We start from the raw sequence: 25,192 nt of genomic DNA, 5'->3' as shown, positions 1-25,192 counted from the left end.
ACTAAAATCCCAATCTTTTTTTTAAGGTTGGGATTTTAGTTTTAGAGGATGCAGGCTAAAATTAATATGTACTAAGCTATTTTTAAAGTTTTTAGTTTATTGTTTAAAGAATAAGAATTGCTTTGTAGATTATGGGTATTTAGAACGGATAAGAGCAAAAAAACGCTCTGAAATTTCAGAGCGTCTCTAACTTTATACCGAAGATTTATAGAAATTCACCGTGTTGCGAAATATCTAAGCCTAATTCTTCTTTTTCTTCACTTACCCTTAAAGGCGTAATTTTATTCACAATAAAGAAAAGAAAGTAAGACATTGAAAATGCAAATATGGAAACGACAACCATAGCAAATAATTGATTTAAAAATAATGTTGTTTCTCCAAAAATAAGTCCTTGGTTATCACCAACTGCCGCGTTTATTGATTTTGAAGCAAATACACCTGTCAAAAGCATTCCAATGATGCCACCTACACCGTGACAGGCAAATACATCTAAAGCATCATCAATTTTACATTTGTGGAAACTTCTAACCACCAGATTGCTCACAATACTTGCAAAAATTCCTATGAACAAAGCATGAGGAATACTAACAAAACCAGCTGCAGGAGTAATGGCAACTAATCCGACCACTACGCCAATACAAGCTCCCATTGCCGACAATTTATGACCAAGAATTTTATCAAGAAATACCCAAGCCATTCCAGCAGCAGCAGCAGCAATAGTAGTTGTCCCCAGTGCTTGTACGGCAAGCCCATTAGCTCCTAAAGCGGAACCAGCGTTGAACCCGAACCATCCAAACCACAACAATCCGGTACCTAACATTACGTATGTTATACGTGCGGGATTTCCTTTTTCTGCTTTTCTTTTGCCTAAGAAAATGGCACCAGCTAGAGCTGCCCAACCGGCACTCATATGAACTACAGTTCCACCAGCAAAATCCAATACGCCCATTTTAAAGAGAATACCATCTGGATGCCATGTCATGTGAGCCAGCGGGGTATAAACGAGCAGTATAAATAAAACCATAAATAGTAAGTACGCCCAAAAACGAATTCGTTCTGCAAAAGCACCGGTAATTAAAGCGGGTGTAATGATGGCAAATTTTGCTTGAAATAAAGCAAAAAGCATAAATGGAATTGTCGGAGCTAAACTCCAAGATGTATTTGTATTTACGCCTTGAAAAAATAAATTTGGAATTGGATTCCCTATTATTCCGCCAATAGTTGGACCAAAAGATAATCCGAAAGCGATGACAACCCACAACACGGTAACGATTATCATTGCCATAAAGCTTTGAAGCATGGTACTAATGACATTTTTTTTACCTACCATTCCACCGTAAAAGAAACCTAAACCGGGTGTCATGATTAATACAAGTGCAGTTGCAACGATCATCCAAGCGGTATCGCCGGTATCAAATTTTACTGCTTCTGTAGGAGCTGGACTTTCGGCTAAGAAATAATTTGAACAAAGGGTTAATACCAAAATCGTGATCAATATCACACTTAGAATAATTTTTCGCATCGTTTTTCAGTTTTAAATTTTGATAAAAATATAAAATTGTTCAACATACCCCTATTGTAAAGCGCATTAATGTTTTATTTTTATGATTTTTGCAATCTAGCCCCTATTTTTTTATGGGTATTTTATATTTTAAAGATAAAATTTGTTTTTTATTAAAATCTAGTTAAATAAAATTACCAATTTAGTGAATACTTGGGGTCTTGTGGTAAAAAATTAGACTTCCAATCTGGGAATTTTAATGCACTTAGCATTAAGACAAAATTTGATATATAAAAAATGCACCAATTGTATAGCTACAAGTGATGCATTTTTCAAAAACTAAAGGATATTCTTATTTTAAAAGATGTTTGCTTAAAAGTTTGTAAACTTCATTAATGTTATTACCACCTTTACCAAATTGTTTTACAATTGGGGTTGCGTCATTGTTTAACCAAATTTTCAACTCGGCATCCATATCTAATATTCCAGCACTTTCTTTAGAGAATTTTTTGATACTCAAATACGGAATTGACATATAATCAACCTTGGTTCCAACCAATTGTTTTTCGACCAGAATCAATCTTTTATTAGTGAAAACAAACATATCCCGAATTAATTTATATGCTTTTTCGATTGTTTCTCCATCAATTAATATTGGCTCAAATTCAGTAGTAACATCTTTAATGTTTACTTCAGAGGCATTGCCCAGGATGGCGTTAAATAGTCCCATTGTATTTGTTATTTTTGATTGTATTTTGTTTTATAAATATCGTTCATTTTTGTTTGGTGTGTTTCAAGACTGATCATTCTGCCTTGAATAAAAGCATTAGTTAGTTTGTTCGTTCTCATGTCTAAAGCATCACCCTCAGAAATAAATAAGGTAGCATCCTTTCCTTGTTCTAAAGTACCACATTGTTTATCGATCCCTAATAATTTGGCGGTATTGAATGTTATTAGTTGTAGCGCTTTTTCTTTGTCAAGTCCATAAGCAGCACATGTTCCGGCCAGGAAAGGTAAGTTTCTGGTATTCATACGCTCCATGGATCCGCTGTTTTCCAAGCCTACAATAACGCCTTTATCTGTCAATAATTTAGCGTTTTTGTACGGTAAATCAATGTCATGATCTTCATTTTCAGGCATATCATGCACTCTTTTTAATAATACTCCAATGTTATTTTTTTGAAGTAAGTCAGCCGTTTTATACGCTTCATAACCACCAACAATTACTATTTTTTTAACCCCATTTTCTTTTGCCATTTGTATAGCATCAATAATTTGTTTCTCTTCATTTGCGTGTATGAATAAGGTTTGATTTCCGTCAAACAATCCTTTTGTAGCCTCAAAAATCAAATTTCTTTCTTTGGGGCTATCTGCTAAGTATGCTTTTGCGCTAGTCAGAAAAGTAGTTATCTCTGAGTGTTGTTTGCTATAGTCTTTATTTGCTTCAATTGTTCCGGGTTCAAACCAGGAACCACTTCTTTTAAAACTAGAAGGGAAATTAAGATGAATCCCATCATTTTCTTTTATCAGTGCATCCTTCCAGTTCCAGGCATCAAGCTGAACGATGGATGAAGTGCCTGAAATTCTTCCGCCACGTGGGGTAATTTGCGCCATCAAAATTCCGTTTGGTTTAATGGTTTCAATTACTTTTGAATCAGCATTATAGGCAATAATACTTCTTACGTGAGGATTCATATTTCCTATTTCGCTTTCATCATCAGAAGATTTTATGGCATCTATTTCGACTAAGCCCAAGGTAGAATTGGGCGCTATAAATCCAGGATATACGTGTTTTCCGCTGGCGTCAATGGTAATATCATACGCTCCTTGAGCTAGTTTTATTAATCGGGCATCTGCCACTAATGTAATTTTGCCTTCTACAAATCCTATAGCACTGTTTTCGATTATTTCGCCATTTCCTAAATGTGCTGTTGCATTTAGAATTAAAATAGATTTTGATTGTTTTGAAGCAGGAGCTTGCTGTGCCTTTGTAAGTATTGATATGCTAAATACCAATAGTAAAATATATATATTTTTATTCATCCTATTTTATTGTTTTAGATTTAAGAAACGTAGATTTCTTGAGCTTAATGTTCCAAAGAATCACAATGATATTCTATTTTTTCCTTCTTTTTAGGCTCTTGAGTGATCATTCCTTTGTTTTTTTCTTGCAATAGTTGGCCTATTAACTCATTTCTTTCTTTGGCAACTGCTACTCTTTGTGCTTCATCTTTTTGCACATCATAATAAATGACACCTTCAATTATTGTTTTTTCAGCTTTAGCATAAATAGATAAAGGATTGTTGTTCCAAAGTACTACATCAGCATCTTTTCCTATTTTTATACTTCCCACTTTATCATCAATGTGCAATAATTTTGCAGGATTCAAAGTCACGAATTTCCATGCTTCTTCTTCTGAAATGTTTCCATATTTCACTGCTTTTGCAGCTTCTTGATTTAATCTTCTGGACATTTCAGCGTCATCAGAGTTATAGGCTACTACAAGTCCCGCATTGTGCATGATTGGACCGTTGAAGGGAATGGCATCATTCACTTCAAATTTATACGCCCACCAATCCGAGAACGTCGAGGCTCCTACTCCGTGTTTTTTCATTTCATCGGCTACTTTGTATCCTTCAAGGATATGTGTAAAGGTATTTACTCTAAAGTTAAATTTTTCGGCAACATTCATCAACATCAAAATTTCAGATTGTACATAAGAGTGGCAGGAAATGAAACGTTCCTTATTAAGGATTTCAGCTAGAGTCTGTAGTTCTAAGTCTACCCTTGGCGCTTTCCCTTTTCCTTTTTTACCACTTGAATTATAAGTTTTCCAAGCCAAGTCATATTCTTTTGCACGTTGAAAATAATCTGTAAAAACCTGTTCCACACCCATTCTTGTTTGAGGAAAACGAGTAGGGTTGGTAATTCCCCAGTTGGCTTGTTTCACATTTTCACCTAAAGCAAATTTAATGAATTTTGGCTGGTCTTTGTAAAGCATTTCTTCTGCAGAAGCGCCCCATTTCCATTTTACAATGGCAGAGCGTCCTCCGATAGGATTAGCTGAACCATGCAATAATTGCGAAGTTGTTACACCACCAGCTAAATCTCTATAGATATTAACGTCTTCGGAATTGACTACATCCTCAATTGTTACTTCAGCACTGGAGTTGTGTCCCCCTTCATTGACACCTCTTGAAATGGCTATGTGGGAATGTTCATCGATTATTCCGCTGGTCAAATGTTTGCCTTTTGCATCTAAAACTGTGGCGGAAGCATCAGACAGGTTTTTGCCGATAGCAGCAATTTTTCCATTTTTGATTAAAACATCTGTTTCTTCCAATACACCTTCTTTTTCATTGGTCCAAACCGTGGCATTTTTGAATAAAAGTGTCTGTTGTGTTGCTTTTTTTACCGTCCCGAAGGCAACATTTGGAAATGTTGTAGGGAGGATCATATTGTTTTTTTCAATTTTTGAAGAATCAACCGCTTTTACAAAAGGAGCCGTTTTTACAGCGCTCCATTTCACTTCATTTCCATTGAATAAAATTGCTTTTCCAGAAATTTTCTCAATATCGTCTATGTATCCTGTTGCTCTTGTAAAGCTGGTTTTTGTAGAATCATTGGGTTTGATTATTATTGAAATCCAGTTATTAGCAATAGTAAGTTTAGACTTTATTTTTTTAGCATCAACACTTGTGATTTCTGATTTTGGTGCAGCTATGTCGCCGTCAAGAGCCCATTTGTATTTGGTGTTATTGACCGTTAAGTCATACTTGCCACGAATGTCTTTAACCATAATATCATTGATGACATACTTACTTCCTTGAACCCAGTTTTCGTAAACGATTGTTTTTTCTTCGAATATTTCTCCGGAGGTGATCACAAAATTAGCTAGACTTCCGGTTTTTAAACTTCCAATTTCGTTGCTTTTTCCTAAAATTGATGCTGGAATTGTTGTCAGTGCTTCTAATGCTTTGGTTGTATCAAAACCATATTTAATGGCTCTTAGAAGATTGGTTCTGAAATCTTCCACCTTCTTTAATTTGTCTGTCGTCAAGGCGAAAACAATACCGTTATCAGACAAAACCTTTAAATTAGTAGGGGCTTGATTCCAGAAACGCAAATCTTTCAATTCCATTTGATTGGCTTGGTACGGATCAGACACATCATAAGCTTCAGGGAAATTGATTGGAATAATAAATTTAGAATTTGTTTTTTTTATTTCTTCAATTCTTTCAAATTCATTTCCTATGCCTTTCAATACATAGTTCAATCCAAATTCTTTTGCTATTTTAGAAGCTCTAACACTATTTAATTTATCCTCCGAAGCAAAAATTTGAACTAATTTTTCATTATTTGATAAGGCTTCTAATGATAAATCTTTGGTTGCAGCATTCCCTTTTTTGTACCAATCTAAATCAAAGTACATTTGGCGTAATAAGGCCATCATTCCCATTAATGAGCTAGGATAGGATTGATTTGTAGTGGCACTTTTTGTAAATGCAAAGTGATTAGTGATTTTGTCAGATAATAATTGTGTGCTTTTATCAGCGTTGTTCAAAGCGATTAACATTCCGGATCCTTGGGCAATTCCATCCGGAACGTGAGTACCTACAACACCAAATCCTGCTTTTAACAACTCCTCTGCTTTAGTTGGGTCGTATTTAAAACTTTCATATCCATTTACTTCTGAGCGAATACTTTCATTCCAATAATATCCCACTCTTTTAGTATCGTACAAAGGATTTCTTTCCGTATTTGTTATTCCTTTTGGTTTTTCAATTCCAAAACTGGTATAAATGTCAATAAAGGAGGGGTATATTGATTTTCCTTCCAGATTTATAGTAACGCAATTGTTAGGAATAGTAATGGTAGCACCTGCACCAATTACTGTTCCGTTTTGAATTAATAAAGTTCCTTTATCAATAATTTGTGTTGGGGTAACATAAATTTTGGCGTTGGTAAAAGCAGTGAAATTTGTGTTTTTGTTTTGAACACCTTCATTATTGGGAAAGTATTCCTGAGCATAGGTTTTTGGTACCAAAAAGCTCAAACAGAGTAGGAGTAGGATTTTTTTCATAGTGTGGTTTCTAATTATTTTCTAAAAGTAGAAAAATGTTAATGGTATACCTTCACTTTTTTTAATTTTAACATTTCGTAATTATGAAAAATGTACTGTATTGGGCCGTATATCAAAGTATTTTTATTTTTTTTGATTAAATTTTTGCTTTTCACTATTTTATTGGAATTTATGTAAGATTTATAATAATAATAAGAAAAGTTTCATTAATTTTAAAATCAAATAAAAACAGATGCTAGTTAAAGTTTTTGGAAGTGCAGTTTTTGGCGTTGAAGCCACAACAATTACCGTTGAGGTAAATATTGATAAAGGGATTGGATACCATTTAGTTGGATTACCAGATAATGCTATTAAAGAAAGCAGTTACCGCATTGCGGCAGCGCTCAAAAATAATGGTTACTCAATGCCTGGCAAAAAAATAACCATCAATATGGCTCCTGCAGATTTACGAAAAGAGGGTTCTGCGTATGATCTGACTTTGACAATTGGTATTCTGGTAGCCTCTGGGCAGATTAAAGCCGATGAAATTGACCAGTATGTAATCATGGGAGAGCTTTCGCTTGACGGAGGTTTGCAACCCATTCGTGGCGCTTTGCCGATTGCTATCAAAGCAAAAGAAGAGGGTTTTAAAGGTTTTTTTCTTCCAAAGCAAAATGTGAAAGAAGCAGCAATTGTTGCAGGATTAAATGTGTATGGAATAGAAAACATACAGGAAGTAATTGACTTTCTAGAAGGAAAAGGGACTTTGGAACCAACAACAATCGATACCAGAGCCGAATTTTATAAAACATTAGACTTTCCTGAATTTGATTTTAGTGATGTCAAGGGGCAGGAGTCTATAAAAAGATGTATGGAAATTGCGGCTGCCGGCGGGCATAATATTATCTTGATTGGTCCACCGGGTGCCGGAAAAACCATGTTAGCTAAGCGACTGCCTAGTATTTTGCCTCCCATGACGTTGCGTGAAGCATTAGAAACCACAAAAATTCACAGTGTTGCCGGAAAATTGAAGGAAGTAGGTTTGATGAATCAGCGTCCGTTTCGTAGCCCGCACCATACTATTTCGAATGTGGCGCTTGTTGGCGGCGGCAGTTATCCGCAACCCGGCGAAATTTCAATGGCGCACAATGGCGTTTTGTTTCTGGATGAATTGCCGGAATTTAAACGCGATGTTCTGGAAGTGATGCGCCAACCGCTGGAAGATCGAGAAGTGACTATTTCCAGAGCTAAATTTACAGTTACTTATCCATCCTCGTTTATGCTGGTGGCAAGTATGAATCCGAGTCCAAGTGGTTTTTTCAACGATCCGGATTCGCCACAAACTTCTTCACCACACGAAATGCAGCGGTATTTGAGTAAAATCTCGGGACCTTTATTAGATAGAATTGATATTCATATCGAAGTGACACCAGTCCCTTTCGAAAAATTATCGGATGATCAAAAAGCAGAAAGTAGTGTAGACATTCGCAAAAGAGTGACAGCGGCTCGAGAAATTCAAACCGAACGCTTTGAGCAAATGGAAAATATCCATTACAATGCCCAAATGAATACCAAACACATTCGGGAATATTGTGCCTTGGACGATGTTTCAAAACAATTATTGAAAACAGCGATGGAACGATTAAATTTATCGGCTCGAGCCTATGATCGTATTTTGAAGGTCGCACGCACGATCGCTGATCTTGATGCGGCTCCAATAGTGGTTTCCAGCCACATTGCTGAAGCGATTCAGTATAGAAGTTTGGATCGTGATGGGTGGTTGGGCTAAAATAGATTTCAGATGTTTCACGGCTGCAAAAATGAGAATACCTTCGCGCTAGCGGGGGAAAAAGAAAAGAATAGAAATAAATAAGTTAAAAAAGAGATTTCGATAGAAATCTCTTTTATTTTTGCCAAATGTTAGAAATTCTTTACCAAGACGAATATATCATAGCAATTAATAAACCAAGTGGCTTGTTGGTTCACAAATCATTCTATGCGCGTGATGCAAAAGTTTTTGCTATTCAAGAATTGAGAAATCAAATAGGAGGGCGACACGTTTATCCTATTCATCGGTTAGATCGCAAAACATCTGGTGTCTTGTTATTTGCGTTGGATAAAAAGGTTTTAAAAATTATGAATGATCGTTTTGCCACACGCGAAGTCGAAAAAAAGTATTTAGCAATTTTACGTGGTTGGTCACCCGAAGAACTAACGATTGATTATGATTTAACCAATAATGATGGTGTTATACAAAATGCAATAACCTACTTTCATCGATTGCAAACTACCGAAATTGAGTTAGATTTTAACAATCAACCAACGTCACGATATTGTTTGGTAGAAGCGATTCCTGAAACTGGACGTATGCATCAATTACGAAAACATTTCAAACATATTTTTCATCCCATTTTAGGAAGTCGGCCACATGGTTGTAACAAGCAAAATAAATTATGGTTGGAGAATTTTGAACTGAAAGGAATGATGCTTCATGCGCATCAGTTAATTTTTAATCATCCAATAACAAATGAACAACTAATCTTGAATGCAAAGATTAATGAAGAGTTTAGCAAAGTAGGTACTATTCTTAAGCTAGATTTGAATACGTATGAAATCGCCATGACAGAAGCTGTCGCAAACACCAATGAAGATCTGGCGATACCATATTGCTATAAAAAACAAATATTATCTACATATGAATAGAATACTTATTTGTAAAATAAAGCTTTAAATTATTGTTGTATTTGGGAACAACAATTTTCAGTGTAAAGTGGAGCAGAGTTGGGGTTTTTGATCAACAATTTTTAATTTCAGATGTTTATCACAACGTTCCACAAAATCTCGGATTTTGAGGAAGTGACTTTCGGTTTTTAACCGATTTTGTTTTTTGAATCTTTGAATTTTAAGATCAGTCGAAGACTGAAAAACACATACTCAAAGTCGGAGACTTTGCGTAGCGGGCAGCGGGAAACGAGCTCGACTTTGTTTTTCAAAGAGTTAAATACAAAATGCTATGATAAAAATAAAAACGATCTAAATAGCCCCGATAGAAATGAAAATCCTTGTTAGGGCTGGTGTTCAGCCCTAATAAGGATTTTAATGTATAGCGGGAAATACGTTCTTAAAAAACGAACTCGTTCTGCTCCTAAAAAAAAAGTATTTTCTAAGTTGTTATCTATTAGAGCGTCTGTCGTTATTTTGACTCGGACGTCTTGGACCAAAACTGTTATTGCTGGTGCGGTTTGTGGTGTTGTGTTCTTAGTAGTTGGAATTCTGATAAATACCGGAGAGTTTACATAAGCGTAAGTAAGATAAATTTCAGACCGTTTTTATAATTGGATAATAATTTTATATTTTAAATTTTTGACCATTATTGTAAATACTCATTTCCAGACTTTCTATGGATATAAGATTATTTGTACCTGACTTTTGAATCCCTTTTGGATTTTTGATTACGATAACTTCGCTTTCTCCTGTAATTTCTATAGTTTTATTTTGAACAATGATAGCTGTGGCTTCATCAATTCCTATTCCGACGTGAGAAGGGAATTCTACCATAGCAGATAATAAACGGTTGTATCGACTTCTTTTTAGAAAATGCTGATCAATAATCACGTTTTTCATTAAGCCTAAACCCTCTGTTGTTTCGAGATTATTGTGGCGTATGTTGTCAAAAGTTCCAGTATATACCGGATTTAATTTTTGATTTCCGGTGATCATGTGTTCGCACATTACCGCTGCTCCAGCACTTGTTCCGGCAACGGTACTTCCGTTTTTGTAGGCTTGATGAATGGCTGTTTTAATGGGAGTGTTTTTGATGATATCCATGAATCGGGTTTGGTCGCCTCCACTTATAAAAATGAGTTTTGCCTTTTGAAGAGAGTCAATCCATTTTGGATTAGTTGCGGTTTTTTTATCAAAATTGAGCATCACTATGGGATTTGGCGTTAGCCTTTTTAGCTGATCATTGAAGTAAATGTAGGCACTGTCTGGCTCTTCGCTGGACATGGGTAATACGACGATATAATCTTTTGCTTCTAATTTAGAAAGCGACAATAAACAGGTCATCAGTTTATCTGATCTGTTTCCACCGCCAATGATAAATAAGGTTCCTTTTGGAGTTTGAGCTTGAATGGAACAAAAGGCCAATAATAGAAAAATTATAAAATGAAATTTAGAAATTGAAATAGATTTGTTCATGGTTTTAGGTGTTTTATAATTATTTTGATTGCTTTTTTGTATTTAATTTTTTTCCATTTTAATAAACTTACCCGTAAAATTCGGAACTGATTTTTGCTCGTTATAAACTAGTTTTCCATTTACCCATACGCTCTGTATTCCTGTGGAAAGAGCCGTAGGATTGCTTACTGTGGCATTATCCATTATAGTATTAGGATCAAACAAGACTAAATCGGCAAAGTAACCTGGGGCAATGAGTCCGCGATTTTTTATGCCTACGTTTTCTGCAGATAAGCTAGTCATCTTTTGTATGGCCGTTTCTAGTGGTATCAGTTTTTGCTCACGGACATAGCGACCCAGCACTCGGGAGAAAGAACCATGTCCACGAGGATGTCCACCCATCGACCCATCAGAACAGACGTTGCTAAAAGGCCACTTGAGGAAATTGCTGATGTCAGTTTCACTCATTGATTTTGCCACAATAGTTCCATCCTGACCGATTGCTGATGTCTCGCGAATGATGCGCAAGAGTGCCTGCGCAGCAGTTTCATTATTTATTGCAGCAATTTCGGTCACCGTTTTTCCTTGCCAAGTAGGACTTGGTGCGTAACGGACCATTACTGAATTAGCAGGATCAAACAATTCTTGTGTTGCAAATTCAGCACTGGCGAGATTGTCAAAATCTTTCTCTGGAAATAAAACCCTCGGCGTAGAATTCCACATGGTATAAGGATATACATCGGCTGTGATATTGATACCTTCGAGTCGTGCCTGTTGTAATTTTTTAAGAATAAGACCAGAATTGCCCCATCTACTACGCATGGCAATTTTTAAATGAGAGATTTGAACAGGAATTTTTGCCTCTCTTCCAATATCAATAATTTCATCAATAGCTTCATCGAGATGCATATCTTCGCTGCGAATGTGGCTAATGTAACGCCCGCCTTTGGAGGCAGCTACTTTGGCAAGTTCAACTACTTCATCGCGACTACTGTAATAAGCTGCCTCGTATTCAAGTCCAGTGCTAAGTCCAAGCGAACCTTTATCCATCTCAGATGCTAGCAAAATTTTCATAGCATCAATTTCAAGAGTAGTAGCTTTTCTACCTACATCATCCTTCATTATTTTTTCGCGTAACCAAGCCTGTCCGGTGTATGTAGCGATATTTATACTTACGGGGATTTTTTTTATCGATGAAAGTATTGTGTCGATGGGTACTGATTCTCCATCTTGCCCTATTACAATAGTTGTAATACCTTGGTTTGTTGCTGCGATTCCTTCAGGTTTTTCATCAAGTCCTGAGGCATGATGACTATGGCTGTCAATAAAACCAGGAGCCAGTACTTTTCCTTTTCCGTCGGTAGTACTTTCATTCTTGAAAACCTTTAGTGATCCGATGTCTTGTATGCGATCATCCACAAGGCGAACATTAGCGGCATAAGCCGGAAGGCCCGTTCCATCAATTACTTTTATATTGGTAATAAGCTGGGTTTGTGGAAGTGCAATGAGTTTTTCTTCCCAAATATTCGGGATCAACTTGTTTGCATAAGAATTAGAAGAATTGTCAAGTATAATTAGTGTTTGATTTTTATCGATGTATCGAATGATGGCGGCATTGAAACCAACCCAATTGCCAGTATGTGCCACCGTTTTTCCAGGCTCTATTATGTCCCAGCCAAAACCATATTTAGTTTCGGCACCATTATTTAGTTTCCCGGCTGTGATCGCTTCTGCGAAGCTTGATTTGTTTAAAATTTTTCCGGTGTAGAGTGCCTGATCCCATTTATATAGATCTTCTGCCGAAGCATACACATTGCAATCGCCAACTACGCCATCAAAACGAATCAGGTCATTAGACAATGGTTTTCCTCCTTCATATCGCATACCAAAAACGCGTGATGGCGGATAGGATTTCATCTTCAAATGATAGACATAACTGTTGTTCATTTTAAGTGGAGCAGCTATATATTGCTGAAAAAATTTGTCGGACGTGCTACCAGAAACCATTTCCAGGACGGAGGCAAGTATGGCATAATTAGTATCGCAGTACTGCCATTTTTCTCCTGACTGAAAAACAAGATTTGGTTTTTTGAGGGCTAGTAATTCCAACAACGATTTATTGCTGAGTGTATCGAGCAATGTCATGTCGCCTTTCGCTATTTCGAAATAATCGGGAAGTCCCGAAGTATGATTCATCAGTTGACGAATGCTGATGTTGTTGTATGGAAAGTTTGGTAAATATTTTTGTACAGATTCGTCATAATTCAATTTACCTTGTTCTTTTAATATCATAATCATCATCGAAAAGAACTGCTTGGAGACAGAAGCAAGGTTGAATGCTGAAGAATTATTTAAGGGAGTGTCATTTTTTGGGTCTGCATTGCCAAATGTTTTTTTATAAAGGATTTTTCCTTCTTTTCCAATCAATAGGCTGCCGTTAAAAAGTTGTCGTTGATGCAAATAATTCAGTACAGAATCAATATGAGCAATTTTTTTGGATTCTTGTGAAAAAATGATAATGGGAACAAGAAACAGTAGAAGGAATAACAGTTTTTTCATAATCAGTATCGAGTTTATTACAGCAATTTCCATCTTTTTAGTTAAAAAATTACAATTAATTTCTATGGGATTAACTATCGAATTGATCCAAAATACAATTTATTTTTTAATACAAGACTAGCTTTCAAGTAGAAAAACTGATATTTAAAGAAAGTGAACATTATTTTTTCTATATTTTATTTTTTTTGTAATTATTGGATTCTATTCCTCCAAGTTTAAAAGCCTGCATTGATTCTTTTCGAATGAGAAAATGATAAAAGTAATCAAAAAAACAGGATTCGATGTGAAATTAAAATAGCGTTTTGCAGTTTGTAAAAAAGCAAAAAACACAACCATTTCGGCCTCAATTCGTGGAGATGTTATAGAATGTCCACTTTCATCGGCATAGTCATAGAAAATGTATTGGATGTAAGGCATCCGATATCTTTTGGTTTAGGCAATAAATATTTCCGTTTTAAAACAAACAACAGAGATTATTCGCGTTAAAAAACATTTAATTCTGGTTTATGTCCCAAAAGAGTATAAGAGTTATGGTTTTGTAGAGCATGAAATTAAAAATAAATTAGAGAATACAGTCAGTTTTGCAATCGATTCAAAAAGAAAGGGATTTACATTATGACTGATTATTCTCTTGTTCTGAATTCTCACGGAAAAACGGAAATTTACTATTTAATAGTACTTTGTTTTTTGTTAAAAAATGTAAACGATATTTTCTTTTTTTTGTATGAATACCAAATTTTAATTTCATATTTTATTATTTTAACACGTGCTAACCTATATTTTATTTATTTTTTTAAAAATGAGTATAATTTTTTAAGATTTTTATACCTTTTAAAAACAAATTATCACCTCCTTGTTTTGTATTCTAAAGTTATGATTTTTAATGTTTTAGGCTTTGTTGCTTAAATTTTTTTATTCAAAGCGATACTCTTTAACGCTTGGTAAATTATTTCCTATTTTAAATTTAATTCCTTCTCTTTTGATTATTATCAGTTATCAATTAATATTTTCTTAACTTATTTGTGTATATTTGTTAAAATTATAACAAATAACAACAGGTATTAACTAACTTATTTATTATTTATGAAAAATAGTCTACTCAAAGGCTTGCTGGTGTTTCTAACGATGTTTTGTACTACTATGACCTATTCACAAGAGGTTTCTGGTAGAGTGTCGGATTCTAATGGTCCCCTTCCAGGAGCCACTATTTTAGTTAAAGGAACAACCAATGGCGTACTTACAGATATGGATGGAAATTTTACGATTAAAAATGTTGGCTCTAATGCCGTTTTAATCTTTAGTTACATTGGATTAAAAACTCAGGAATTAAGTGTAGCAGGGATAAGTACCCTAAATTTAATTTTAAAAGAAGATTCGGCTGAGCTAAAAGAAGTTCTAGTAATTGGTTTTGGAAAACAATCCAAGCGTAAATTAACGGATAACATCGCTTCTATTTCTTCTGATCAAATTAATCAAATTCCAGTAGCAAATTTGCAAAATGCACTTGTTGGTAAAGCTGCGGGTGTCCAAATTACTCAAATAAATGGTAAAGTGGAAGGTGGTGTGAAAATGAGAATAAGAGGAATTTCTAGTATTTCTTCGTCTCAAGAGCCTTTATACGTAATCGATGGGTTGCCATTGATAAATGATAATGAAAGTACGGGAAGCGCTCCCATTAATCCTTTAATTTCATTAAATCCTAATGATATTGAATCTATTCAAATATTAAAAGATGCTTCATCTGCCGCCATTTACGGAGCTCGAGGAACGAATGGAGTTGTTTTGATTACAACTAAACAAGGGAAATCTGGGAAAACGAAAATCTCTTTGAACACCTCTGCAGGTTGGAGCGAAGCAACCAATAAAATGAGCTGGTTAAATACAGCACAATATACGGAGCTTTTTACCGAAGCTTCTGCAAATAGTTATGGAGCTGCGGATTTATGGTTAACGGAACCTGGAGGTGTTTTTGATCAACAGGGGAATGGTAAAAATTGGAGAATTAATGAAGTTGATACGGATTGGCAAGATTTAGCCTTGGTAAAAGGATCAGTTCAAGACCATACCTTTTCTATATCAGGAGGTGATGAAAAAACGGTATTCTTTATTTCAGGTGGTTATAATAACACGCAAGGAATTATTAGAGGGAACAGTCTGGAGCGTTATTCTTATAGAGGGAATTTAGATCATAAAGTTTCCGATAGATTAAGAGTGGGACTTAATACGAGTTTAAGTAAAACAAATATTGCAAGAATTGGAGCAGATAATTCTTTTGCAACTCCATTGCAAGCGGTGGCACAATCCCCTTTATCTCCAGCTTATTTAGACGATGGGGTGACACCTAACAATCAATCTACCATCTATTATAATTTTTTAATGCAAGAATTTAATGGAAGTTGGGGAGTAAATATTTTTAGAACTTTAATGAATAGTTATTTGGAATATAAAATTTTGCCTGAATTGACTTTTAAAACAGAGTTAGGCTATGATAATAACAATCAAACGGAAGAATATTTTTCAGGAAGTCTGACGGAATCTGTTTCTACTAATGGTTATGCAGATGCCAATGCAGTTCAGGCGGATAAGTACAGTATTAATAATTATTTTACTTTTGCTAAAACATTTAATGAGGATTATGACGTAGAGTTTGTTGGAGGAATGAGTTTTGAAGAAAGTTCTCGAAGCAGGCAATATGTTGCGGGAACAGGATTTCCGTCAGATGCGCTGCAAACTATAGAAAGTGCTTCTGAAATAATAGCTGGATCTTCAAGTAGAACAAAGTATAATTTTCTTTCCTATTTTGGTAGAGCTACTTTTTCATTTATGGATAAATACCTCTTAAAAGGAAGCATACGTTATGACGGTTCTTCGCGATTTGGAGTATCAAACCGATACGGAGTATTTCCTGCTGCTTCTGCAGGTTGGATTATTTCTGAAGAAGATTTTTTGAAAGACAGTGGTGTCATCAACTTATTAAAAGTTAGAGGAAGTTTTGGAGTAACGGGAAATGCAGGTATTGGCAACTTTGCTAGTTTAGGTCTTTTTGAAGGATCCTCCTATAATCAACGATCAGCAATTAATCCAGTTCAATTGGTAAATCAAGATTTAAAATGGGAAAAGACAAATCAATTTGATGTGGGAATTGATTTTGGAATATTGAATAGCAGAGTAAGCGGTGAAATTGATTATTACGTTAAAAAAACAAATGATCTTTTATTAAATGAACCACTTCCGGGAACTTCAGGCTGGAGTTCTTTAACTCGTAATGTAGGATCTTTGACTAATAAAGGGTTTGAATTTGTATTGAATACTACCAATATCAAAACAACTAATTTTAATTGGAAAACGTCTTTAAACCTTTCGACTTTAGATAATAAAGTGACTGCTTTGCCTGGTGGAGATATTGTAGCTGGACATAATATTGTTAGGGTAGGTGAAACCATTTCCTCTTTTTATATAGTGGAATATGCTGGGGTTGACCCCGCAAATGGAGATGCTTTATTTTATCGAAATACGGCAAATCCAGATGGTAGTTTAGATAAATCAACAACTAATAATTATAGTGAAGCACAAAGAGTAATTTCAGGAAGTCCATATCCTACGTTTATGACAGGAATGACCAATACGGTATCTTTTAGAAATTTTGATTTTTCTTTTACTTTTCAAGGCGAATGGGGATCTTCTATGTATAATGAAGGTGGGAAATTCCAATCAGGGAATGCCCGATATGAAGACAATCAAACAACGGATCAGTTAAATAGATGGCAAAATCCGGGGGATATTACTATGGTACCTCAAGCCAGAATGTATTCTACAAACGGGCAACAAGCCTCAACACGTTATTTAGAAAAAACTGATTTTGTTCGATTAAGAAATTTATCTTTAGGATATACGCTTCCTAAAACACTCATTCAAAAATTGTCTGTCGACAGGGTACGACTTTACTTAACAGGAGTCAATCTGCTAACCTTTACTAATTATAGTGGATATGATCCAGAAGCCTCTTTTGATAATAATGGCGATTCTAATATTCAAAAAGGAATTGCATTTTATTCCGCTCCTCCTGCTAAAACAATTACTATTGGATTAAATATTGATCTATAAATAAAACATTTATGAAAAAGTATAACTACATAATAATTTTAATGTCATTACTTACTATCTTCTTTGTGGGTTGTGATGATAACTTGGATATTAAGCCGGAACAAGCCATTTCAAAAGAGGTAGCCATTTCAACTCCAGAGAACATACATAAGATTTTAATCAATGCTTACGGTGTTGCGAGGTCCAGTTCTAGTTATGGCGGTGGAATCGCACTAGCTTCAGAATTACTGGCCAATGATGGTGATCTTTATTGGAACGGAACTTATATTCAACCAGGAGAATATAATGAGAAAGCTATTTTAACGGACAATAGTTTTGTTGCAAGTATTTGGCTAAACGGATATGGAATTAGTAATCACGTTAATATCGTACTTGATAATTTAGCTGTAATCACCGACGTGGCTGATAAAGATGTTACCGAAGGAGAAGCAAAATTCCTTAGAGGTCTGGTATATTTTGATTTGGCACGATTATTTGCGAAACCCTATGTTTCGGGATCCGTAAATAGTCAGCTTGGAGTTCCTATTGTTCTTAGAGGGGTGCTGGATCCTAGTCAGATTGAATTTCCTAAAAGGAACACTTTAGAAGAAGTATACACTCAGGTTATTGCGGATTTAAAAGATGCTTACACTTTGTTACCAGCATCGAATGATATTTTTGCAACAAAATACAGTGCAGCGGCACTTCTTGCTAGAGTTTATTTGCAAAAAGGAGACTATGCCAATGCCCGAAATATGGCTGATATCGTTATTAATGAAAGTTCCGCGACTTTAACGACTACTTTTGCACAAGCATTTAATAATTTAGAAAATTCAAATGAAGATTTATTTGCTTGGCAAATAACGAGTCAGGATGCTAGCTCTAATGATTTTAATGTGTTTTGGGCCGGTTCTGCTTTTGGAGGTCGCGTGGGAAATCCAGATGTGGAAATTTTATCACAGCATTGGGATATTTATGATGATCCGAATGATAAGAGAGCCGATTTCTTTTACAAAGCAAAATGGTGGTGTACAACAAAATGGAAAAGCCAATTTGCGAATATACCAATGCTACGTCTAGCTGAAATGTATTTAACAAGGGCTGAGTCTAATTTTAGACTAGGAACGGTTACAGGGCTTTCTCCTGTTAATGATGTTAATATACTACGCCAACGTTCGGGTGCAGCTCTATTTATCACTGTTGATTTGGCTACTATTTTAATGGAAAGAAAAAGAGAATTATCTTTTGAAGGATTTGCTTTATTTGATGCAAAACGATTAAAACAAAATATTGGATCTCTTCCTTACGATGCCAATAATTTAATTTTACCTATTCCGAGAAGAGAAATAGATGTAAATAAAAACTTAACTCAAAATGATGGGTATTAAATAAAAATTTAGTTTTAAAGTTAAAAAGGAGTTCTGTTTGTATAGCAGAGCTCCTTTTTTACGTTTAAAATTTTAAATTAATTGGATCAAGTATTGTGTTTTGAATGCTAATATAAAATTAACTATTAATAGAAATAAATATCATTCAGCCATTCTTTTAACAAAAGTTCTTTAAACATTTTCTGATTTTGCAGAATTTTTATAAATAGTTATTGTCTTATAAGAAAAACAATCTGCTGATGGTCAATGATAGCTGTGCTTTTGGATATAGTTGAAACCAACAAGAGTAGTTTTGAGCCCCGATTAAGCGGTTTGAATAGCCCCATTGCAAATCCGCCTATCGGGGTTTTAAGATCAGTCGGAGACTGAAAAACACATACTCAAAGTCGGAGACTTTGCGCAGCGCGCAGCGGGAAACGAGCTCGACTTTGTTTTTCAAAGAGTTAAATACAAAATGCTATGATAAAAATAAAAACGATCTAAATAGCCCCGATAGAAATGAAAATCCTTTACACCCTGTCAGGGTTCAAAACTCTGACAGGGTGTAAAGATTGTAGTGTATAGCGGGAAATACGTTCTTAAAAAACGAACTCGTTCTGCTCCTAAAAAAAATGTATTTTCTTAAACTATTATTTAGTTTAACGTCGATCATTATTTTGACTCGGGCGTCTTGGACCAAAACTGTTATTGCTGGTGCGGTTTGTGGTCTCTGTTTTTGGTTTTCGCGGAGTTGAATCGCGTTGTTGTCTTCCTTGTCCTTGTTTGATAGGTTCTTTGGAAGCGTTAGGATCTGGCTCGAAACCTTTGATGTTTTCTTTAGGTAATTTCAAACCCACTAATTTTTCTATATCACGTAGAAAGACTGTTTCGTCCGGACTGAATAATGAAATAGCTTCTCCATTAGCTCCAGCTCTTCCTGTACGGCCTATGCGGTGAACGTAATCTTCTGGAATGTTGGGTAATTCAAAATTGACCACATGTGGTAATAATGGTATATCCAGACCTCTGGCCGCAATATCTGTAGCGACCAACGCGGTCAGGCTTCCGTCTTTGAAGCCCGCCAAGGCTTTGGTACGTGCTCCCTGGCCTTTATTTCCGTGAATAGCAGCTGCTTTAATTCCGGCACTAATCATGCTTTCCGTCAGCTTATTAGCACCTTGTTTCGTACGGGTGAAAACCAAAATTTGTTTCCAGTTTCCCTCTGTAATCAATTTAATGATGAGTTCTGTTTTTTTCTCTTTGGCAACAGGATACACTATTTGAGTAATAGCATCCACGGTTGTATTTTCTGGGGTTGCTTCCACATGAACGGGATGATGCAAAATGCCCATGGCCAATTTCTTTATATCTGTTGAAAAGGTTGCCGAAAACATCAAATTTTGCCTTTTTGCAGGTAATACTTTTATAATGCGCTCAATGTCTCGTACAAAACCCATATCTAGCATGCGATCCGCTTCATCTAAAACTAAGATTTCAACTTTGGCAAGCGATATTAATCCTTGGTTTTGCAAATCGATTAACCGACCTGGTGTGGCGACTAAAATATCGATACCCTGACGCAGTTGGGTAACTTGTGGATTCTGGTTTACACCTCCAAAAATAACGGTGCTTTTTAAGTCTAAAAATTCACTGTATTCTTTTATATTGGCTAATATTTGTGCGGCTAATTCTCTGGTTGGCGTTAATATTAAAGCACGAATGGGCCTTTGTCGCAACTGTTGCCCTTGCGATAATAATTGTAAAATAGGCAGTGTAAAACCAGCCGTTTTTCCTGTTCCCGTTTGTGCGGATGCTAATACATCTTTGCCTTCTAAAATGGGTGGAATTGCTTTTTGTTGTATTGGAGAAGGGGTTGTGTATCCTTTTTTGCTGATGGCTTTAAGTAAAGCATCCGATAAGCCTAATGAGTTAAATGACATAAATGGTGTTTATGAAGCAAACACTATTATTTAGTTTACTCCTTTAATTTGGCGCAAAGGTACTGCTAATTTCCCTGTTATGGTTTTATTGTTTAACTTTGTTTACTTAAAGCGAGTACGTTATTTTTAGTCTGACCCTTTACTAAAGCCTTAGGGGGACTAATTATATAAGTTAAAAAATGAAAATAATGTAAAGTTCAGTATTCATACTAAATTAAATATTTCTTACATTAATTCCTGCAAAAGTATTTACTTGAGAGATATCACCCGTTTAATATCCTTTCATAAACCAAGCTGTCCGTTGTGCGGAAGTTCAGTGTAATACCATAGAAACTGTTAGTTAGATTTAAAGACTAGCTTTAAAATATAATTCTGTTCTGACTTTTAGTAAAAAGCGGTTTTATTAATACATTTGTTCCATTTCTGGTGTAGTTTCAAAACCAATAATTTCGCTATAAATGGCGTAGTATAAAGAATATATAAAGGGTACTGTAAAGACCATACCAACGCAACACCCGATGAGTCCCACTAATGTAGAAATGGCACCTACTACCAATAAACCCAGCAAAATAAGCGGTTGTTTTGCCACGATTAGTATGCTTGATTTTACAGCTTCAATTGCATTTAAGTTTCCAAAAATAATAAGTGGAATGGTCAGTATCGTGATTAATGTTATGGTTACCGTGATAATAAATCCGACGAAGGGTATTTGCGCATAGTCAATCAATGATGATAGTAAGGTACTAAAAATTGAAATTAGTAAAGTAGCAATGAAGAGTTCTTTGAAATACGATATTTTATAGTATTCAAACATGGTTGATACATGAAATTCTTCATCTCTTTCAGCACAATACGCCATTTTAATTAAACCGGCACTTATAGGACTAAATAAACTCGATAGTAAAACAGAAATCCCGGATACAATTAAAATAAAGTTTAAACTTAAATTTTCCGGTTGTAAATTTTCCGGTTTCATTTTTTCCAGTATCATGGCAAAATCAAAAAAGGCAACAAGTATTACTGATACAAAAACAATCAGCATAATAAAAAACACAAAAATAATTAAACCAGCATAAATCGCAATTTTTTTATAATTTTCAAAAGCATGGTTAAAAACGATTCCAAAATCTAAAGGATATCCATTTTTTTCTATTTCATGTATTCGGTCTTGTGTAGTTTTTAACATTTTATTGGTCGTTTTAGTGGGTTAATTATTTTGTTATTTTTCAAAATAAACGCATTCAAAAGGAACTCTGAATCGTTTTCCGTACACTCCTTTTCCGCTACCCAATAGCATATTAAATTAGGATGATGCCTGTAAATGTAATATTTTTTTATTCGTAGCGAATCGAAACCTTCCATTTGGCACGTATCATAGTTTATGGCTGTCATGCTGATGATGAAGTTTTGTGCCGCAAGTCTGGCGCTTTTATGGGCTACAATGCGCATGCCGCTTTGTCTTGCCTGTCTCTATATGGGTCTGAATAACCCAATAACTTAGAAAGCAGTGAATTTGATCATTGCAGTAATTCCTGTGATATCAAAGTAAATCGACGGAACGATTTTTTGATAATAATATAAAGCAAATTGTTCTCTTTTTAAATATTCTGCTTGTGGCTTGTTGCCATATCGTGGCTAAGTAAATACACTTTTACTTTTTTTACATCAATAGTTTCATTTTTAAAAACCCAAACCTAGCGTCGGTATTTTATGGATGCACTGACGGTTTTTTTATGGGTTACATCCATTTTAATATTTTTTGAAAGGTCTTTAATTTGTCTTTGTAAGGCGCATACCGAATGGGTAAATCCAGCCATGTCCCTCTTTTTACAATGGCTTTTTTATGCGAAAAAGTATCAAAACTCCGTTTTCCGTGATAGGCTCCCATTCCTGAAGTACCAACACCGCCAAAAGGCAAGCGATTATTCGCTAAATGGATTACGGTATCATTGATACAGCCACCACCAAAAGAATATTTTTGCAAAACTTCTGCAATAAAAGATTTGTTTTGCGAGAATAAATACAACGATAATGGTTTTTCGAAACTTAAAATTATTTTTTCAATATCTGCCTCTGAATGGTATGAAAGTATAGGAAGTATGGGACCAAAAATTTCTTCGGTCATCACTGGACTATCCATTTTTGGCTCGTCCAATAGCGTAGGAGCAAGGAATAAAGTGTCTTTATTGTATTGACCTCCAAAAAGTATTTTTTGGTTTTCCAATAGATGCAATTGGCGTTGCCAGTTTTTCAAATTGATAATTCTGGCGTAATCAGGGGATTCTTCCGGATTTGGACCTAGTGCCTTTTCAATTTCCAGAATTAGTAAAGTTATGAAAGTAGCTTTCATTTTATGGTGCACCACTATGTAATCAGGGGCAACACATGTTTGTCCGGCATTTATAATTTTTCCCCAGACAATGCGGCGGGCACTCAATTCTAAATTGGCAGTTTCATCAACAATACAAGGACTTTTTCCGCCTAATTCCAGCGTAACTGGAGTTAGGTTTTCGGCTGCAGCTTTTGCTACAATTCTGCCAACGGCAACACTTCCTGTAAAAAAAATATAATCCCAACGTTTTATTAATAATTCCTGTGCAACAGCCGCGTTTCCGGTAATGACGACGACATCTTTTACAGGGAAAGTTTCATTTATAATTTTCGCTATTATAGTAGACGTATTTGGGGTAAGTTCAGAGGGTTTTAGGGTTACTTTATTTCCGGCAGCAACAGCAGCAATCAGAGGGCATAAGGCCAATTGAAACGGATAATTCCAAGGCGAAATGATCAATACATTTCCGTAAGGCTCACTATATATGTAATCTGACGATGGAAAATTCAAAAAAGAAGCGATAACTTTTTTGGGTTTAGCCCAAGAATCAATATTTTTAATGGTTTCTTTTAAATCACTTATGACATAATTTGTTTCTGTTAAAACGGCTTCAAAGGCTGGTTTTTTAAAATCATCGTAGAGCGCTTTAATAATTGCTTGTTCCTGTTTTATGATGGTATGCAATAGTTTTTTTAAAGATTCTTTTCGGTAGTCTACACTATTTTCATTTTTCATATTATGATTTTAAAGGTACAGATTTATTATTTTAACCCGAGTCGGTAGCCTACATAAAAATCAGCTTGTTTACTGTCGCTGGCCAAAGCAGTCACTATAGAACTGGATCCCATATAAAAGCCATAGACTCTAAATCCAACACCACCGGTAATTCCGGAAATTTCGTTATCTGACCAAGAGGAATAAATTTCATAATTTTTCAAAGAAAAACGAGGTGTAATAGAAACCACATTTTGTGTTGTCACCTGATTATCGCTGGTATCATCTTTTAATTTTTGTTGTGTGTAAAGCGCAACAAAAAATTTAGGAATTACTTTTATATCTGCATAGGCAGAGAAAACAGTGGGTAAGGTTACTTTGAAGTTTTTGCTAGATTTGGTTTTAGTTAAGTATCCGTCGTTTACTAAAATGGTTTCTACTTCCTTTAAAGTAGTAGTGTTTTGAAATTGGCTTAATGCTAAACCATTTGGGTTAGAAAAAGTAGACTGTATGTTTAATGCATAATTAGTAGAGGAATTTGCATCATCCTTGAAGGTCATCGTACCAATATTTCGCACTGCGATACCCGCATTGATTTTGTAATCGTCTTGGTCTTTCCATTGGTAATTTACGCCAAAATCAGCTGCAACTCCGTTTAATTTTCCAAAAACGGATTCAGCATAATTATTAAAATCAGTAAAACCATCGTTGAAGTTTCCGGAATACGCAATGTTCATTGTAGCTTGAGTATTATTTAAAAACGCTTCGGCACCTATGGTATTAATGGTTCCCTGAAATTGATCCAGGCCTAAGTTGGTGTACGAGCCTGGAAATAATAATTTCAAGGTAGCACCCGCATTAAATTTATGGTGTTCATTTTCGAATACGTTTCTGGCTGCGGAGAATCCTAATTCTCCCCAGCTTGTACCATTTAAACGTTGGTTGTAGTCATTGCTTATCGATGAAGAGCCAATAAGATTTCCGGTATTGATCGCCGCACCAAGTTGTGGGTCAATATCAATTAAATTTAATTTCGCAGTAGCTTTTGTAGTAAAGCCAAAAGCCCATTTGTTCATTTTCATAGCAAAACCAGGACCGTATATTTCTGCGTCTACGCGCATATTTACCGGGGTGTTTCCTGTAAATAACAAATTCTCTAAATTTTCGCCATTAACAATATCACTAAATCCTATTTTATTATTAGAAGCATTTACACTAGCCGAAAAAATATTTATTTCATATTTTGAACTTAAATTAGACAGTTCCGCAGGATTCATGCCAGCATTCATTATTCCGACTCTAGTAGACATATTGATTCCTGAAAAATGGTCTTGAGCGGTCATGTTTAAGAACGAAACGAAACAAAAAATAATAGGTAGTTTTTTCATACAATTTGTTTTTTTGAATATTTATTATTGAGTTATTGAAAGCTTGAAAGTAAAAATACTGTTTTT

Annotated in this window: 18 protein-coding genes; 6 read left to right on the top strand and 12 right to left on the bottom strand. The window is 35.2% G+C overall.

Features of this window, described 5'->3' with window-relative positions:
• Positions 1–205: 205 nt before the first annotated feature.
• From EKM00_RS05005 to EKM00_RS04990, 4 genes are all read right to left on the bottom strand, one after another.
• Positions 206–1,522: an ammonium transporter gene (locus tag EKM00_RS05005; protein ID WP_126515461.1), complete on the bottom strand. Its 1,317-nt coding sequence runs from the start codon at positions 1,520–1,522 to the stop codon at positions 206–208.
• A 331-nt stretch (positions 1,523–1,853) separates the two neighbouring features.
• Entirely contained in the window at positions 1,854–2,231 is a 378-nt protein-coding gene (locus tag EKM00_RS05000) for a PH domain-containing protein (protein ID WP_126454687.1), read from the bottom strand.
• An 8-nt stretch (positions 2,232–2,239) separates the two neighbouring features.
• Entirely contained in the window at positions 2,240–3,544 is a 1,305-nt protein-coding gene (locus EKM00_RS04995; RefSeq protein ID WP_126515460.1) for an amidohydrolase family protein, read from the bottom strand.
• 44 nt (positions 3,545–3,588) lie between these two features.
• Complete coding sequence (locus tag EKM00_RS04990; protein WP_126515459.1) at positions 3,589–6,585, bottom strand: amidohydrolase family protein; 2,997 nt, start codon at positions 6,583–6,585, stop codon at positions 3,589–3,591.
• A gap of 232 nt (positions 6,586–6,817) precedes the next feature.
• Here EKM00_RS04990 and EKM00_RS04985 point away from each other — a divergent pair, with 232 nt between their 5' ends.
• The 3 genes from EKM00_RS04985 (at position 6,818) to EKM00_RS04975 (ending at position 9,864) form a co-directional block, all read left to right on the top strand.
• Positions 6,818–8,353 carry a YifB family Mg chelatase-like AAA ATPase gene (locus EKM00_RS04985; protein WP_126515458.1) on the top strand — a complete coding sequence of 512 codons (1,536 nt, stop codon included), beginning with the start codon at positions 6,818–6,820 and terminating at the stop codon, positions 8,351–8,353.
• 128 nt (positions 8,354–8,481) lie between these two features.
• Positions 8,482–9,267, top strand: coding sequence for a pseudouridine synthase (locus EKM00_RS04980; protein WP_126515457.1), 786 nt, complete (start codon positions 8,482–8,484; stop codon positions 9,265–9,267).
• Between the two features lie 396 nt (positions 9,268–9,663).
• A complete protein-coding gene (locus EKM00_RS04975; RefSeq protein WP_126515456.1) occupies positions 9,664–9,864 on the top strand; it encodes a hypothetical protein in 201 nt (66 codons plus the stop codon).
• A gap of 48 nt (positions 9,865–9,912) precedes the next feature.
• Here EKM00_RS04975 and EKM00_RS04970 read toward each other — a convergent pair whose 3' ends face one another.
• From EKM00_RS04970 to EKM00_RS04960, 3 genes are all read right to left on the bottom strand, one after another.
• Positions 9,913–10,764 (bottom strand): cyanophycinase, encoded by an 852-nt coding sequence (locus EKM00_RS04970; protein ID WP_126515455.1) that lies wholly within the window; start codon positions 10,762–10,764, stop codon positions 9,913–9,915.
• A gap of 42 nt (positions 10,765–10,806) precedes the next feature.
• Complete coding sequence (locus EKM00_RS04965) at positions 10,807–13,302, bottom strand: serine hydrolase (RefSeq protein WP_126515454.1); 2,496 nt, start codon at positions 13,300–13,302, stop codon at positions 10,807–10,809.
• A 201-nt stretch (positions 13,303–13,503) separates the two neighbouring features.
• Positions 13,504–13,719: a hypothetical protein gene (locus EKM00_RS04960; protein WP_126462544.1), complete on the bottom strand. Its 216-nt coding sequence runs from the start codon at positions 13,717–13,719 to the stop codon at positions 13,504–13,506.
• A 666-nt stretch (positions 13,720–14,385) separates the two neighbouring features.
• Here EKM00_RS04960 and EKM00_RS04955 point away from each other — a divergent pair.
• Positions 14,386–17,406, top strand: coding sequence for a SusC/RagA family TonB-linked outer membrane protein (locus tag EKM00_RS04955; RefSeq protein WP_126515453.1), 3,021 nt, complete (start codon positions 14,386–14,388; stop codon positions 17,404–17,406).
• A gap of 11 nt (positions 17,407–17,417) precedes the next feature.
• Complete coding sequence (locus EKM00_RS04950) at positions 17,418–18,773, top strand: RagB/SusD family nutrient uptake outer membrane protein (protein ID WP_126515452.1); 1,356 nt, start codon at positions 17,418–17,420, stop codon at positions 18,771–18,773.
• A gap of 638 nt (positions 18,774–19,411) precedes the next feature.
• On the opposite strand, the gene EKM00_RS04945 is transcribed toward EKM00_RS04950, so the two are convergent.
• From EKM00_RS04945 to EKM00_RS15240, 3 genes are all read right to left on the bottom strand, one after another.
• Positions 19,412–20,692, bottom strand: a complete 1,281-nt coding sequence (locus tag EKM00_RS04945) for a DEAD/DEAH box helicase (RefSeq protein ID WP_126515451.1) — start codon at positions 20,690–20,692, stop codon at positions 19,412–19,414.
• 403 nt (positions 20,693–21,095) lie between these two features.
• Entirely contained in the window at positions 21,096–21,878 is a 783-nt protein-coding gene (locus tag EKM00_RS04940; RefSeq protein ID WP_126454699.1) for a hypothetical protein, read from the bottom strand.
• Positions 21,872–22,093, bottom strand: a complete 222-nt coding sequence (locus EKM00_RS15240; protein ID WP_233592241.1) for a hypothetical protein — start codon at positions 22,091–22,093, stop codon at positions 21,872–21,874. Before EKM00_RS15240 ends, EKM00_RS04940 begins: the two co-directional genes overlap by 7 nt.
• Here EKM00_RS15240 and EKM00_RS15140 point away from each other — a divergent pair.
• Positions 22,055–22,180 carry a hypothetical protein gene (locus EKM00_RS15140; RefSeq protein ID WP_255416626.1) on the top strand — a complete coding sequence of 42 codons (126 nt, stop codon included), beginning with the start codon at positions 22,055–22,057 and terminating at the stop codon, positions 22,178–22,180. The genes EKM00_RS15240 and EKM00_RS15140 overlap by 39 nt on opposite strands.
• Before the next feature lie 250 nt (positions 22,181–22,430).
• Here EKM00_RS15140 and EKM00_RS04930 read toward each other — a convergent pair whose 3' ends face one another.
• Both EKM00_RS04930 and EKM00_RS04925 read right to left on the bottom strand, forming a co-directional pair.
• Positions 22,431–23,759, bottom strand: coding sequence for an aldehyde dehydrogenase (locus EKM00_RS04930; protein WP_126515450.1), 1,329 nt, complete (start codon positions 23,757–23,759; stop codon positions 22,431–22,433).
• A gap of 26 nt (positions 23,760–23,785) precedes the next feature.
• Positions 23,786–25,126 (bottom strand): hypothetical protein, encoded by a 1,341-nt coding sequence (locus EKM00_RS04925; protein WP_233592237.1) that lies wholly within the window; start codon positions 25,124–25,126, stop codon positions 23,786–23,788.
• Positions 25,127–25,192: the final 66 nt, after the last annotated feature.

Origin of the sequence: Flavobacterium sp. RSP15 (assembly GCF_003968755.1) — a bacterium.
GTDB lineage: Bacteria > Bacteroidota > Bacteroidia > Flavobacteriales > Flavobacteriaceae > Flavobacterium.
The sequence above is the reverse complement of the archived record's forward strand: the minus strand, read 5'-3'. Positions and strand labels throughout refer to the sequence as shown.

Bases quoted from the DNA above. Each gene is read 5' to 3' on its own strand.
- EKM00_RS04990 (WP_126515459.1), bottom strand. From the start codon at position 6,585: ATGAAAAAAATCCTACTCCTACTCTGTTTGAGCTTTTTGGTACCAAAA.
- EKM00_RS05000 (WP_126454687.1), bottom strand. From the start codon at position 2,231: ATGGGACTATTTAACGCCATCCTGGGCAATGCCTCTGAAGTAAACATT.
- EKM00_RS04975 (WP_126515456.1), top strand. From the start codon at position 9,664: ATGTATAGCGGGAAATACGTTCTTAAAAAACGAACTCGTTCTGCTCCT.
- EKM00_RS05005 (WP_126515461.1), bottom strand. From the start codon at position 1,522: ATGCGAAAAATTATTCTAAGTGTGATATTGATCACGATTTTGGTATTA.
- EKM00_RS04940 (WP_126454699.1), bottom strand. From the start codon at position 21,878: ATGTTAAAAACTACACAAGACCGAATACATGAAATAGAAAAAAATGGA.
- EKM00_RS04980 (WP_126515457.1), top strand. From the start codon at position 8,482: ATGTTAGAAATTCTTTACCAAGACGAATATATCATAGCAATTAATAAA.
- EKM00_RS04970 (WP_126515455.1), bottom strand. From the start codon at position 10,764: ATGAACAAATCTATTTCAATTTCTAAATTTCATTTTATAATTTTTCTA.
- EKM00_RS04925 (WP_233592237.1), bottom strand. From the start codon at position 25,126: ATGAAAAAACTACCTATTATTTTTTGTTTCGTTTCGTTCTTAAACATG.
- EKM00_RS04960 (WP_126462544.1), bottom strand. From the start codon at position 13,719: ATGCCTTACATCCAATACATTTTCTATGACTATGCCGATGAAAGTGGA.
- EKM00_RS04995 (WP_126515460.1), bottom strand. From the start codon at position 3,544: ATGAATAAAAATATATATATTTTACTATTGGTATTTAGCATATCAATA.
- EKM00_RS04950 (WP_126515452.1), top strand. From the start codon at position 17,418: ATGAAAAAGTATAACTACATAATAATTTTAATGTCATTACTTACTATC.
- EKM00_RS04985 (WP_126515458.1), top strand. From the start codon at position 6,818: ATGCTAGTTAAAGTTTTTGGAAGTGCAGTTTTTGGCGTTGAAGCCACA.
- EKM00_RS04965 (WP_126515454.1), bottom strand. From the start codon at position 13,302: ATGAAAAAACTGTTATTCCTTCTACTGTTTCTTGTTCCCATTATCATT.
- EKM00_RS04930 (WP_126515450.1), bottom strand. From the start codon at position 23,759: ATGAAAAATGAAAATAGTGTAGACTACCGAAAAGAATCTTTAAAAAAA.
- EKM00_RS04955 (WP_126515453.1), top strand. From the start codon at position 14,386: ATGAAAAATAGTCTACTCAAAGGCTTGCTGGTGTTTCTAACGATGTTT.
- EKM00_RS04945 (WP_126515451.1), bottom strand. From the start codon at position 20,692: ATGTCATTTAACTCATTAGGCTTATCGGATGCTTTACTTAAAGCCATC.